Origin of the sequence: Paenibacillus sp. FSL H7-0918 (genome assembly GCF_038007025.1) — a bacterium.
GTDB lineage: Bacteria > Bacillota > Bacilli > Paenibacillales > Paenibacillaceae > Paenibacillus_AQ > Paenibacillus_AQ odorifer.
Window position 1 is genome coordinate 3083098 of the sequence record NZ_JBBOWJ010000001.1, and the last position, 14054, is coordinate 3097151.

Below are 14054 nucleotides of genomic sequence, written 5' to 3' on the forward strand. Positions count from 1 at the left end.
AGGAACCATTTCGTGTTTGTTAAAAATATCGGTCTGCAGCATTATCGGAATTACGGGCTGCTGCGTCTGGAGAGCCTGGGCGATGTGAATCTGATTCTGGGTCAGAACGCCCAAGGCAAAACAAACCTCATGGAGGCATTGTTCGTCCTGGCGATGACCAAAAGCCACCGCACCTCTAAGGACCGCGAACTTATCTCCTTCGATGCCCCCGGAGATGCAGCTCAGATCGTTGCCGAGGTGGAACGCAAGTATGGCGATCTCAAGCTGGAGCTCACCCTATCTGCCAAAGGTAAAAAAGCCAAGATCAATGGTTTGGAGCAGCGGCGCCTTAGTGAGTTTGTTGGATCTCTGAATGTGGTCATGTTTGCACCGGAAGATTTAGAGATTGTAAAAGGGACCCCTGGTATCAGACGGCGTTTTCTTGATATGGAGATCGGCCAAGTCCAGCCTAGTTATCTATTTCACCTACAGCAGTATCAAAAAATTCTCTTGCAAAGAGGTAATCTCTTAAAGCAATTATGGGGAAAAGAGGCTGCAGGGAAAGAGCTTCTGGAAATCTGGGATGCTCAACTTGTAGAGCATGGTGTTAAAATCGTCAAAAAAAGGAAACAATTCATAAAGAAGCTGCAAATATGGGCTGAAAGCATTCACCGGGGGATTACGAACGGCGGAGAAGAACTGAAATTGCTCTATGTCCCCTCTTTCGGCGATCGGGATGAGGAAGATGAAGCTGTCTTATTAGACAATTTTATGTTAAAGTTATCACAAACGAGAGAACAAGAAATCAGGCGCGGCATGACGCTGACGGGTCCCCATCGGGATGACCTGTCCTTTTTTATCAACGGAAGGGAAGCTCAGGTCTACGGTTCTCAAGGACAGCAGCGTACCACGGCTTTATCGCTTAAGCTGGCGGAAATCGAGCTGATCCATGAGGAAATCGGAGAATATCCTGTGCTGCTTCTTGATGATGTTTTATCCGAGCTTGATCCTTACCGCCAGACCCAGCTTATTGAAACCTTTCAAAGCAAGGTACAGACATTCATTACCGCTACCGGAATTGAGGGTCTGAATGCCGATAAATTAAAGGGCGCCAGCCTATTTCATGTTCATGATGGAAAAGTTGAGTTATAAAAGAGCGGAGGACGATCATGTATATTCATTTGGGCGGGGAGAAGATCATTAGGTCTTCGGAGTTAATTGCTATATTTGATATTTCGATTGAGAAATCTTCCAAGGTATCTAAGCAATTCGTTATTCACTCTGAGCAGGATAAGAAGCTTGAGCGGATTGGCGAAGAGGAAGCAAAATCTATTGTCGTAACTAAAAATATCGTGTATTACTCCCCCATCTCCTCCTCCACTCTTAAAAAAAGAGCCAAAATTTTGCTCGAAATATAACTTGCATTGGGTAACAAAGAGATAATCAGAAAGAAGTAGGTGAAGGCATGTCAATGAATCAACCGACATATGATGAGAGCCAGATTCAGGTACTGGAAGGGCTGGAAGCGGTTCGGAAACGTCCGGGCATGTATATTGGTTCGACTAGTTCTAAAGGTCTCCATCACTTGGTATGGGAGGTCGTCGATAATAGTATCGATGAGGCACTCGCAGGTTATTGTGACCGGATTCAAGTGATTATACATGAGGATAACGCGATCACTGTTATCGATAATGGACGTGGCATACCTGTAGGTGAGAATGTAAAGCTTAAGAAGTCGACGCTTGAAGTCGTAATGACCGTGCTGCATGCAGGCGGTAAATTCGGCGGTGGCGGATATAAAGTTTCCGGTGGTTTGCATGGTGTGGGTATCTCTGTAGTGAATGCCTTGTCTGAAAAGGTCCTTGTTAAGGTCAAACGTGACGGTCATATCTACCAACAGGAATATAGACGTGGTGCACCGCAGTATGATATCAAAATCGTTGGCGATTCAGATGAGACAGGAACGACTACAACCTTTCATCCGGATCCTGAAATATTTACGGAAACCACAGTTTTTGAATATTCGACACTGCTTACTCGTATTCGGGAGCTGGCTTTTCTTAACAAAGGAATCGAGCTTTCACTTCATGATGAGCGGACGGATGTCACCAACGTGTTCAAATACGAGGGTGGTATCGTTGAATATGTGAAATATTTGAATGAGAAAAAAGAAGCACTACATGAGGATCCGATCTACGTGGAAGGCTCACGCGATATGATCCAAGTTGAAGTGGCTCTCCAATATAACGATTCGTATACTGAGAACATCTACTCTTTTGCGAATAATATTAATACGCATGAGGGCGGAACGCATGAATCCGGCTTTAAAAGTGCGCTGACCCGTATCATCAACGATTATGCTCGTAAAGCGGGAGTACTGAAGGATAGCAATTCGAATCTGACTGGTGATGACGTACGTGAAGGATTGACAGCCATTATTTCTGTCAAAATTCCAGATCCACAATTCGAAGGTCAAACGAAAACTAAGCTCGGAAATAGTGAAGTGCGGGGTATCGTAGAATCACTGTTCGGAGAGAAATTACAAGAGTTCCTGGAAGAAAACCCAGCAGTGTCACGTCGCGTTCTTGAGAAATCACTTTCCGCTTCACGCGCGCGAGAAGCTGCTCGTAAGGCACGTGAGTTAACCCGTCGGAAGAGTGCGCTTGAAGTCAGTGCTCTGCCTGGTAAACTCGCCGACTGTTCATCCAAGGATGCCTCGATCAGCGAACTATACATCGTCGAAGGTGACTCAGCGGGTGGATCGGCTAAGCAAGGACGGGATCGCCATTTCCAAGCGATTCTACCGTTGCGTGGTAAGATCCTAAACGTTGAAAAAGCTCGCCTTGACCGTATTTTATCTAACGCGGAGATCCGCGCCATCATTACGGCTTTGGGCACAGGGATCAGCGATGACTTTGACTTATCGAAGGCTCGCTACCATAAAGTCGTTATTATGACCGATGCCGACGTCGATGGAGCCCATATTAGAACGCTATTATTAACGTTCTTCTATCGTTACATGCGGAAGCTAGTAGACGCGGGTTATATCTATATTGCACAGCCTCCTCTCTTTAAGATTGAGCGCAATAAGGTTATCCGCTACGCAGGCAGCGAGAAGGAACGCGATGATATTATCGCTTCTTTTGGAGAAAATGCTAAGGTTAACGTCCAACGTTACAAAGGTTTGGGAGAGATGAATGCAACCCAACTTTGGGACACAACGATGGACCCTGAGACCCGTATGATGCTCCAGGTTACGATTGAAGATGCGATGCTGGCAGATAGTATTTTTGATACACTTATGGGTGACAATGTTGAACCAAGACGTGACTTTATCCATGAGCATGCCAAGAACGTTAGATACCTTGATGTGTAAAAACAATATTTAATACAACCTCCGGCTTCTATTCCTAACGGAATGAGAACGCTGGAGGTTCTTTGATTTCAAGCTTCTTTTTAGGCTCTTGTAGATTGTTTATTGCGTGTCGAATAAGGGGATTTTCTTGCTTTTACACGTCCATAGGCTACGGCATAGCGATGTATTTTACGATAGATTGATTTATCAGGAAATAATTTGAATACAGCAATGGACGGAAGAGTGTTGACTTCCAGCAGCCACATATCCAGATGTTGATCCATGGCAATATCCAGACCAATCTCTTTGATTCCTGGATAGGCAGATTGAAGCTGTGTCGCGATTTGTATACCCAAAGCTTTTAAGTGATTGGTCGTAACTAGGACTTCAGAGGGCGGCATATAATTTTTTAGCAGAGTACTTACGGAAAGGATACTGCCTCCACTGTGATAATTGGTGACGATTTTTTGAGGGGCAGCTACTCTTCCAAGCATTCCTGTTGTTTCCCATACTCCTGATGGAGTCTTTTGGGTAAGAACCCGAAGATCAAAAGGGCGGTCTTGATGACGCAGAAGGTCAATCCCTTTTTGAATCAAATAGGTTCGATTCTGAATTCGTTTCTGTAAGTTCTCATACAGCTCTTCTGGTGAGAAAAACACTTCCGCAGTCTTCCCATATCTTAAAATATACAAGATCTGTTCTTCAGGCTCTTCTTTATTAACGTTATCGAGGTCGGTACCGTGTTCAGCTTTCTGTTTGCTAGTGCTAAGAGTTACAGTACGCTGCTCAGCTCTCATTACACCGATACCATAACTTCCTCGATCTGGCTTAATATAGACCATTGTATATAACGCAAGCATCTCCTTAAGAGCATTGACATCGAATTTACGGGTATCAGGCACATATTGCAATAGAGAGTGATTTTGAAGGATGACTTTCGTTTTAGCCCATTTGCTTGGGACGCGTTGAATCTTCATTATCTTCCTCCTTATGAGTTTTGTGCAGGAATAGGTCCTTTGGGTTCCTTGTTGTAAAAAATGCAGTGGCAGCATAATCTTTGACAGCTGAAAATCAGGACAAGCTACCTAAACAATGGTATAATATAAGGATATGGGGTTATGCCTTATCGAACGATATTAGGATAATAAAACCGTGTTTCTTGTCTTTACAGTCTATGTAGTAAAGATATTTGCGGAAAGGGCAAATACCCTGATAAGCGCAAAAAGAAATCAATATTAGAAGATAAAAGGCTATCATGTTTAATTGTGCTACTTTTGTGAAAGTAATATAATTAAGGGTAGCGGTTTTTTAACTGAAGGAGGTCCAGCAACTCATGGCTGAACAAAATAACCCACAAGTCAAAGATCGGGACATTGGCGTGGAAATGCGTGAATCCTTTATGGATTACGCAATGAGCATCATTGTTAGCCGGGCTTTGCCAGATGTGCGGGACGGACTCAAGCCGGTTCACCGACGCATTTTGTTTGCGATGTCGGAGCTTGGAATGTCTGCGGATAAGCCTCATAAGAAATCTGCAAGAATCGTCGGTGAGGTTATCGGTAAGTACCACCCTCACGGTGACTCAGCTGTCTATGAAACAATGGTACGGATGGCTCAGGATTTCTCGATGCGCTATATGCTTGTAGACGGTCACGGGAACTTTGGTTCGATTGATGGTGATATGGCCGCGGCGATGCGGTACACAGAAGCCCGTCTCTCCAAGATTGCAGGCGAAATGCTTCGTGATTTGAACAAAGAGACAGTTGACTTCGCACCCAACTATGATGGTGAAGAGAATGAGCCGGTTGTATTGCCAGCTCGTTATCCGAATCTGCTCGTAAATGGGGTATCGGGTATTGCCGTAGGTATGGCTACTAATATTCCACCGCATAACCTTGGTGAAGTTATCGATGGTGTGCAGGCGATGATTAAGAATCCTGATATCACGCCAATGGAATTGATGGAGTTTATCCAAGGTCCGGATTTCCCTACGGCTGGATATATTTTGGGTCGTGAGGGCATTCGTCAGGCTTATCGTACGGGGCGTGGTTCAGTAACCATGCGTGCGAAGGCAACGATCGAAGAGAACAACGGCAAGGCTCGCATCATTGTGCATGAGCTTCCATACCAGGTTAACAAAGCAAGATTGGTTGAAAAAATCGCAGAATTAGTACGTGAGAAACGGATCGAAGGTATAACGGATCTTCGAGATGAGTCTGACCGTAACGGTATGCGTGTAGTTGTTGAGATGAGACGCGATGTTAATCCAAATGTAGTATTAAACAATCTATATAAACATACTTCTATGCAATCCACATTTGGGATCAACATGCTTGCCATCGTAAATAACGAGCCGAAAATTCTTAATCTGCGTGATGTACTTTATCATTATTTGCAGCACCAGATTGAAGTTATTCGTCGTCGTACTATATTTGATCTTAAAAAAGCTGAAGCACGCGCTCATATTTTAGAAGGTCTGCGCATTGCGCTTGATCATCTGGATGAAGTGATTGCGTTAATCCGTGCTTCACGGACAACTGATATAGCCCGCGAAGGATTAATGAGCACCTTTAGCCTCAGTTTAGAGCAGGCTCAGGCTATCCTCGATATGCGGATGCAACGTCTGACCGGTCTGGAACGGGAAAAGATCGAGAATGAATATAACGAATTGATCGTTAAAATTGCAGAGTACCGTGAAATTCTGGCTAACGAGCATCTTGTACTGGAAATCATCAGCAACGAGTTGCAGGATATCCGCGATAGATATTCTGATGAACGCCGGACAGAGATTACGGTTGGTGAAGAAAGTATCCTGGATGAAGACCTTATTCCACGTGAAGAGGTTGTTATCACTATTACACATACAGGATATATCAAACGTCTACCTGTCAGCACCTACCGCAGTCAGAAGCGCGGAGGTCGCGGAGTCATGGGGATGGACACCAAGGACCAGGATTTCGTGGAGCATCTCTTCGTGAGTAACTCTCATAACTATCTGATGTTCTTTACCGATAAGGGTAAAGTTTACCGGATTAAAGCTTATGAGATCCCAGAATTGGGCCGTACAGCCCGGGGGACGCCAATCATCAACCTGATTCAAATCGAACAAGGTGAGAAGATTAGTGCGGTAATCCAAGTGGAAGATGGCGATAGCGACAAATATTTATTCTTTGCTACCCGCGAGGGTATCGTGAAGAAGACGCCTCTTGGGGATTATAACAACATCCGTAAAGGCGGTCTTATTGCTATTAATCTTCGTGAAGAAGATTCCCTAATCGAGGTTAAGCTGACTGATGGACAGCAAAATCTCATTATCGGTACAGCTCGCGGAATGTCGATCACGTTCTCAGAGAATGATGTGCGTTCTATGGGACGTAGCGCGACTGGCGTTAAGGGCATTACGCTTGACGGTAATGACCATGTCATTGGTATGGACTGTGTCGATAAGGAGCTTGAGGTTCTGATTGTTACTACCAAGGGCTATGGTAAACGCACACCAGCCGGTGATTATCGTTCCCAGACTCGTGGCGGTAAAGGGATCAAGACCATTAATCTCACCGATAAGAATGGTCCTGTAGTGGGTCTTAAGGTCGTTAAGAAGGATGAAGACTTAATGATTATTACGACTAGCGGTACCCTGATTCGTACCAGCATGGATGGAATTTCTACTATGGGCCGTTATGCTCAAGGGGTTAAGCTGATTAACATCCGTGAGGATGACGCAGTAGCTACCTTGTGTAGAGCTGACAAGAACGAAGAGGATGAATCTGAGGAAGTGGAAGGTCTGGAAGGCTTGGAAGGGCAAGAAGGCCTGGATGGGCAAGATACAGTCGAGGAATCTGGCGATATTGATCAGCCTGAGATCCTGACTGAGGACGAAGACACTGACTTAGAATAGGTTGAATTCAAAAAAGAGCAAGGGCTTCTATTACAGAAGTTCTTGCTCTTTTTGTTGCTTTTTGAATGACCGATGCTTCAAAAAATAAAATAAATATTTTGAAAGAATAGTTTTCACTGCACTAGTGTCTTCCATTTATCCGTACTATAATTAGCCAATAGAATCCTATAAAGTACTAATTTCTCAGAAATTATCTGTCTTATCAATGTGAGGTAATGCTGGGTGTACGGCTTATAGAAATTAAGGGGCTGAGTATATGCCAAATATATTGGTTGGAGAAGTTAAAGCAGGCTCAAAGATAATAAAGGATGTAATTACACCTTTAGGGGGGACTTTATTCACTAAGGGAAAAATATTGCTCCCTCGTGATCTAGATATTTTACAGGCTTTTTTGATTGGGCAAGTGGAAATCGAAGGTGACCAAGGTGAGGCCAGTTCGGATGGAGCCAAGACAACAGCTAAGCAAGCTTCCCCTAAAGCTGGAGCCATTATCAACGAATCGATGTTGGCCAAGACTAATTCTCCTCTACATGATGAATACGATAAAATGCTCACTCTTATTAAGAACAGCTATCGATCGGTAACGGCAGCTTCACTTCCTATTTTTGAGCTTCGCAGTCAGTTAGAGACACTAATAGGTTATTTGAAGGATTATCATGTCTTGAAGTTTACACCGCGCACTTTAAAGTATGAGGATTACAACTATCACAATGCTGTGTTGTCCGCGTTGACATCCTATAAAATTGCTCAGTGGTGTGGGTACCCACAAAAGGATTGGATGCAGATTGCTTTTGCAGGATTATTACATGATATCGGCAATGCAAAAGTAGACAGCTCACTTTTACAGAAACCGGAGTCACTTAACAATAGTGAAATAGAAGAGGTTCGCCGACACACTACATATGGTTATCAATTATTACGCAATGTTACAGCGATTAATGAAGGGGTAAGACTTGCCGCCTTGCAGCATCATGAGAAGATTGATGGCTCTGGTTACCCATTGAAGCTGGACGGCAGTCAGATTCATTTCTACGCTAAAGTAGTCGCAGTAGCAGATATATTCCATGCTATGACCTTAGAAAGAGCCTACAGAAGAGCACAGTCTCCTTATTTGGTACTAGAGCAGATTCTGACAGAAAGCTTCGGTAAGCTTGACCCAGTGATTGTGCAGACGTTTATACAGAAGAGTACTGATCTCTTTAATGGCACTAGAATCAAATTAAGTGATGGCCGTCATGGGGAGATTATCTTCACAGATCGCGCAAACCCTACACGTCCGATGGTTAAAATAGAGGAAACAATAGTTAACTTGATGTTGGAACGTGAATTGTATATTCAAGAGATCATTGCTTAGGGCGTAGGTACAAGGGAATAAGGCTGTGCTAGCCATTATATATCGCAGTATTGAGGCTTATGGCAGCACAGTCTCTCATTTATCTATTATATTTCAAAAAAAGACTTGCAATGCATCTCCATACATGATATATTCTAAGTCCGGCCAAGAAATTCACATGCCGAGCTCGAAAAAGAAGTTAAAAAAGAGCTTGACATTAAATAGCCGAACATGATATAGTATAAGAGTTGCTGCTGAGACATTAAACGGCGCCAACGAGAACTTGATCTTTGAAAACTGAACAACGAGTGAGTAGGAAATCACGCAAGTGAAATCCAAATTAGAGAATTAATTTTCTCGTCAGATGTTTCAAAATGAGCATATCGCTCTTTTCAATACTAATTGGAGAGTTTGATCCTGGCTCAGGACGAACGCTGGCGGCGTGCCTAATACATGCAAGTCGAGCGGAGTTATTTTGAAAGCTTGCTTTCAAAATAACTTAGCGGCGGACGGGTGAGTAACACGTAGGCAACCTGCCCTTCAGACTGGGATAACTACCGGAAACGGTAGCTAATACCGGATAATTTCTTTTTTCTCCTGAGAGAAGAATGAAAGACGGAGCAATCTGTCACTGAGGGATGGGCCTGCGGCGCATTAGCTAGTTGGTGGGGTAACGGCCCACCAAGGCGACGATGCGTAGCCGACCTGAGAGGGTGAACGGCCACACTGGGACTGAGACACGGCCCAGACTCCTACGGGAGGCAGCAGTAGGGAATCTTCCGCAATGGGCGAAAGCCTGACGGAGCAACGCCGCGTGAGTGATGAAGGTTTTCGGATCGTAAAGCTCTGTTGCCAGGGAAGAACGTCCGGTAGAGTAACTGCTACCGGAGTGACGGTACCTGAGAAGAAAGCCCCGGCTAACTACGTGCCAGCAGCCGCGGTAATACGTAGGGGGCAAGCGTTGTCCGGAATTATTGGGCGTAAAGCGCGCGCAGGCGGCTATTTAAGTCTGGTGTTTAAACCTTGGGCTCAACCTGAGGTCGCACTGGAAACTGGGTGGCTTGAGTACAGAAGAGGAAAGTGGAATTCCACGTGTAGCGGTGAAATGCGTAGATATGTGGAGGAACACCAGTGGCGAAGGCGACTTTCTGGGCTGTAACTGACGCTGAGGCGCGAAAGCGTGGGGAGCAAACAGGATTAGATACCCTGGTAGTCCACGCCGTAAACGATGAGTGCTAGGTGTTAGGGGTTTCGATACCCTTGGTGCCGAAGTTAACACAGTAAGCACTCCGCCTGGGGAGTACGGTCGCAAGACTGAAACTCAAAGGAATTGACGGGGACCCGCACAAGCAGTGGAGTATGTGGTTTAATTCGAAGCAACGCGAAGAACCTTACCAGGTCTTGACATCCCTCTGAATCTGCTAGAGATAGCAGCGGCCTTCGGGACAGAGGAGACAGGTGGTGCATGGTTGTCGTCAGCTCGTGTCGTGAGATGTTGGGTTAAGTCCCGCAACGAGCGCAACCCTTAACTTTAGTTGCCAGCAGGTAATGCTGGGCACTCTAGAGTGACTGCCGGTGACAAACCGGAGGAAGGTGGGGATGACGTCAAATCATCATGCCCCTTATGACCTGGGCTACACACGTACTACAATGGCCGGTACAACGGGAAGCGAAGCCGCGAGGTGGAGCCAATCCCATCAAAGCCGGTCTCAGTTCGGATTGCAGGCTGCAACTCGCCTGCATGAAGTCGGAATTGCTAGTAATCGCGGATCAGCATGCCGCGGTGAATACGTTCCCGGGTCTTGTACACACCGCCCGTCACACCACGAGAGTTTACAACACCCGAAGTCGGTGGGGTAACCCGCAAGGGAGCCAGCCGCCGAAGGTGGGGTAGATGATTGGGGTGAAGTCGTAACAAGGTAGCCGTATCGGAAGGTGCGGCTGGATCACCTCCTTTCTATGGAGAATCGTTCTCTGCAATGAGGACATTCAAATCGGAAGTTTAACTTCCAAAACTCAGGTTTAGGCCTGTTACTCACTCGTTGCTCAGTTTTGAGAGTTTAAGCTCTCAAGTAAGACTTGATCCTTGAAAACTGGATACCGAAACGAATTTGCGTTTTAGAACATCTTTTAGCAACTTGTGCAAACAAGTAAATGTTATTAGTGAGATGATTCCAAAGAGAATGTCATCGTATGATATTTTCCTGCGGAAGAATCAAGGTTAAGCTAATAAGAGCACACGGAGGATGCCTAGGCGCCAGGAGCCGACGAAGGACGTGGCGAACAACGAAACTGCCTCGGGGAGCTGTAAGCAAGCTTTGATCCGGGGGTGTCCGAATGGGGAAACCCAGCTGTGGTAATTCGCAGTTACTCATTTCTGAATACATAGGAAATGTAGAGGCAGACCAGGGGAACTGAAACATCTAAGTACCCTGAGGAAGAGAAAACAATAGTGATTCCGTCAGTAGCGGCGAGCGAACGCGGAACAGCCTAAACCTAAGAGCTTGCTCTTAGGGGTTGTGGGACGTCTCACATGGAGTTACAAAGGAATATGGTAGGTGAAGAGGTCTGGAAAGGCCCGCGATAGAGGTAAAAGCCCTGTAACCTAAACTGTGTTCTCTCCGAGACGGATCCCGAGTAGTGCGGGGCACGTGAAACCCCGTATGAATCCAGCAGGACCATCTGCTAAGGCTAAATACTACCTGGCGACCGATAGTGAAACAGTACCGTGAGGGAAAGGTGAAAAGCACCCCGGAAGGGGAGTGAAATAGAACCTGAAACCGTGTGCTTACAAAAAGTCAGAGCCCTATTAATGGGTGATGGCGTGCCTTTTGTAGAATGAACCGGCGAGTTACGTTTAACATGCAAGGTTAAGCCGAGAAGGTGGAGCCGCAGCGAAAGCGAGTCTGAATAGGGCGAATTAGTATGTGGACGTAGACCCGAAACCGTGTGATCTACCCCTGTCCAGGGTGAAGGTGCGGTAACACGCACTGGAGGCCCGAACCCACGTACGTTGAAAAGTGCGGGGATGAGGTGGGGGTAGCGGAGAAATTCCAATCGAACTCGGAGATAGCTGGTTCTCCCCGAAATAGCTTTAGGGCTAGCCTCGGTATAAGAGTAGTGGAGGTAGAGCACTGATTGGGTGCGGGGTCCGCAAGGATTACCAAGCTCAGTCAAACTCCGAATGCCATATACTTATTGCCGGGAGTCAGACAGTGAGTGCTAAGATCCATTGTCAAAAGGGAAACAGCCCAGACCATCAGCTAAGGTCCCCAAGTGTGTGTTAAGTGGGAAAGGATGTGGAGTTGCACAGACAACCAGGATGTTGGCTTAGAAGCAGCCACCATTGAAAGAGTGCGTAATAGCTCACTGGTCGAGTGACTCTGCGCCGAAAATGTAACGGGGCTAAACACACCACCGAAGCTATGGCTAGATACGTATGTATCTGGGGTAGGGGAGCGTTGTGTAGGGGTTGAAGGTGTACTGAAAAGAGCGCTGGACACTACACAAGTGAGAATGCCGGTATGAGTAACGAAAAGATCAGTGAGAATCTGATCCGCCGAAAGCCCAAGGTTTCCTGAGGAAGGCTCGTCCGCTCAGGGTAAGTCGGGACCTAAGGCGAGGCCGAAAGGCGTAGTCGAAGGACAACAGTTTGAAATTACTGTACCACCGTAATCCGCTATGAGCGATGGGGTGACGCAGGAGGGTAGTGACGCGGACTGATGGATGTCCGTCTAAGCAGTGAGGCTGATGTGTAGGCAAATCCGCACATCATTAAGGCTGGGCTGTGATGGGGAGCGAAAATTGTAGTAGCGAAGGTCATGATCTCACACTGCCAAGAAAAGCCTCTAGCCAGGAGAAGGTGCCCGTACCGCAAACCGACACAGGTAGGCGAGAAGAGAATTCTAAGGCGCGCGGAAGAACTCTCGTTAAGGAACTCGGCAAAATGACCCCGTAACTTCGGGAGAAGGGGTGCCCCGGTAGTGTGAATAGCACGAGGGGGCCGCAGTGAAAAGGCCCAAGCGACTGTTTAGCAAAAACACAGGTCTGTGCGAAGCCGCAAGGCGAAGTATACGGGCTGACGCCTGCCCGGTGCTGGAAGGTTAAGGGGAGTGGTTAGGGGTAACCCGAAGCTATGAACCGAAGCCCCAGTAAACGGCGGCCGTAACTATAACGGTCCTAAGGTAGCGAAATTCCTTGTCAGGTAAATTCTGACCCGCACGAATGGCGTAACGACTTGGGCGCTGTCTCAACGAGAGATCCGGTGAAATTTTAATACCTGTGAAGATGCAGGTTACCCGCGACAAGACGGAAAGACCCCATGGAGCTTTACTGCAGCTTGATATTGAATTTGGGTACGATCTGTACAGGATAGGTGGGAGCCGTAGAAATCGGAGCGCAAGCTTCGGTGGAGGCGCCGTTGGGATACCACCCTGATCGTATCTAGGTTCTAACCTAGTGCCCTTATCGGGTACGGGGACCGTGTCAGGCGGGCAGTTTGACTGGGGCGGTCGCCTCCTAAAGAGTAACGGAGGCGTTCCAAGGTTCCCTCAGAATGGTTGGAAATCATTCGCAGAGTGCAAAGGCATAAGGGAGCTTGACTGCGAGACCTACAAGTCGAGCAGGGACGAAAGTCGGACTTAGTGATCCGGTGGTACCGCATGGAAGGGCCATCGCTCAACGGATAAAAGCTACCCTGGGGATAACAGGCTTATCTCCCCCAAGAGTCCACATCGACGGGGAGGTTTGGCACCTCGATGTCGGCTCATCGCATCCTGGGGCTGAAGTAGGTCCCAAGGGTTGGGCTGTTCGCCCATTAAAGCGGTACGCGAGCTGGGTTCAGAACGTCGTGAGACAGTTCGGTCCCTATCTGTCGTGGGCGCAGGAAATTTGAGAGGAGCTGTCCTTAGTACGAGAGGACCGGGATGGACGTACCGCTGGTGCACCAGTTGTTCCGCCAGGAGCATGGCTGGGTAGCTACGTACGGACGGGATAAGCGCTGAAAGCATCTAAGCGTGAAGCCCCCCTCAAGATGAGATTTCCCAATTAGTAAGACCCCTTGAAGACGACGAGGTAGATAGGTTGGAGGTGGAAGTGCAGCAATGCATGGAGCTGACCAATACTAATCGGTCGAGGGCTTATCCTATACTTAAAATGCAGATTTGTTTCGGATTCAGTTTTCAGGCATCAAGCCTGTAACACGCTTAGAAATTCATTGTCACTTCTGGTGATGAACCGAATTTCACGCGGCAGCGTCTGTTTCACAGACGCATGTTTGGTGGCGATAGCGGAGGGGTTCCACGCGTACCCATCCCGAACACGACCGTTAAGCCCTCCAGCGCCGATGGTACTTGGACCGAAGGGTCCTGGGAGAGTAGGACGTTGCCAAGCACACAAGACCACTGTTGAGTAATCGACAGTGGTCTTTTTGTTATGTATATTTACTTAAGGATTGTTGCAAATTAAATTATGTTTGACAGACTAGAGTG

6 protein-coding genes and 3 rRNA genes are annotated in these 14054 nt (G+C 46.8%); 8 read left to right on the forward strand and 1 reads right to left on the reverse strand.

Annotation, left to right across the window (positions count from 1 at the left end; translation table 11 throughout):
• Window positions 1–12: 12 nt before the first annotated feature.
• Genes recF through gyrB form a run of 3 tightly spaced genes read left to right on the forward strand, consistent with a single transcriptional unit; the run spans window position 13 to window position 3355 of the window.
• On the forward strand, window positions 13–1131 hold the full coding sequence (gene recF / locus MHI15_RS13910) for a DNA replication/repair protein RecF (protein ID WP_036677733.1): 1119 nt from the start codon (window positions 13–15) through the stop codon (window positions 1129–1131).
• A 17-nt stretch (window positions 1132–1148) separates the two neighbouring features.
• Window positions 1149–1397, forward strand: a complete 249-nt coding sequence (remB, locus tag MHI15_RS13915; protein ID WP_036677731.1) for an extracellular matrix regulator RemB — start codon at window positions 1149–1151, stop codon at window positions 1395–1397.
• Between the two features lie 47 nt (window positions 1398–1444).
• Window positions 1445–3355 carry a DNA topoisomerase (ATP-hydrolyzing) subunit B gene (gyrB, locus tag MHI15_RS13920; RefSeq protein ID WP_036677726.1) on the forward strand — a complete coding sequence of 637 codons (1911 nt, stop codon included), beginning with the start codon at window positions 1445–1447 and terminating at the stop codon, window positions 3353–3355.
• Window positions 3356–3435: 80 nt separating this feature from the next.
• On the opposite strand, the gene MHI15_RS13925 is transcribed toward gyrB, so the two are convergent.
• Window positions 3436–4311: a YheC/YheD family protein gene (locus MHI15_RS13925; protein ID WP_076124332.1), complete on the reverse strand. Its 876-nt coding sequence runs from the start codon at window positions 4309–4311 to the stop codon at window positions 3436–3438.
• Between the two features lie 356 nt (window positions 4312–4667).
• Here MHI15_RS13925 and gyrA point away from each other — a divergent pair, with 356 nt between their 5' ends.
• The 5 genes from gyrA to rrf all read left to right on the forward strand — a co-directional run bounded on the left by gyrA (window position 4668) and on the right by rrf (window position 13956).
• The gene (gene gyrA / locus MHI15_RS13930; RefSeq protein WP_036677722.1) at window positions 4668–7232 is read left to right on the forward strand and encodes a DNA gyrase subunit A; all 2565 of its coding nucleotides are present in this window, start codon (window positions 4668–4670) and stop codon (window positions 7230–7232) included.
• A 256-nt stretch (window positions 7233–7488) separates the two neighbouring features.
• Window positions 7489–8586, forward strand: coding sequence for an HD-GYP domain-containing protein (locus MHI15_RS13935; protein WP_076124333.1), 1098 nt, complete (start codon window positions 7489–7491; stop codon window positions 8584–8586).
• 378 nt (window positions 8587–8964) lie between these two features.
• Window positions 8965–10522 (forward strand): 16S ribosomal RNA (locus tag MHI15_RS13940).
• 262 nt (window positions 10523–10784) lie between these two features.
• Window positions 10785–13711 (forward strand): 23S ribosomal RNA (locus tag MHI15_RS13945).
• Window positions 13712–13839: 128 nt separating this feature from the next.
• A 5S ribosomal RNA gene (rrf, locus tag MHI15_RS13950) occupies window positions 13840–13956 on the forward strand.
• Together the 16S, 23S and 5S rRNA genes form the textbook arrangement of a ribosomal RNA operon.
• Window positions 13957–14054 lie beyond the last annotated feature (98 nt).

What these genes read in the sequence shown, in the direction of transcription:
- remB (WP_036677731.1), top strand. Translation starts at nt 1,149, where the DNA reads ATGTATATTCATTTGGGCGGGGAGAAGATCATTAGGTCTTCGGAGTTA.
- gyrB (WP_036677726.1), top strand. Translation starts at nt 1,445, where the DNA reads ATGTCAATGAATCAACCGACATATGATGAGAGCCAGATTCAGGTACTG.
- MHI15_RS13925 (WP_076124332.1), bottom strand. Translation starts at nt 4,311, where the DNA reads ATGAAGATTCAACGCGTCCCAAGCAAATGGGCTAAAACGAAAGTCATC.
- gyrA (WP_036677722.1), top strand. Translation starts at nt 4,668, where the DNA reads ATGGCTGAACAAAATAACCCACAAGTCAAAGATCGGGACATTGGCGTG.
- MHI15_RS13935 (WP_076124333.1), top strand. Translation starts at nt 7,489, where the DNA reads ATGCCAAATATATTGGTTGGAGAAGTTAAAGCAGGCTCAAAGATAATA.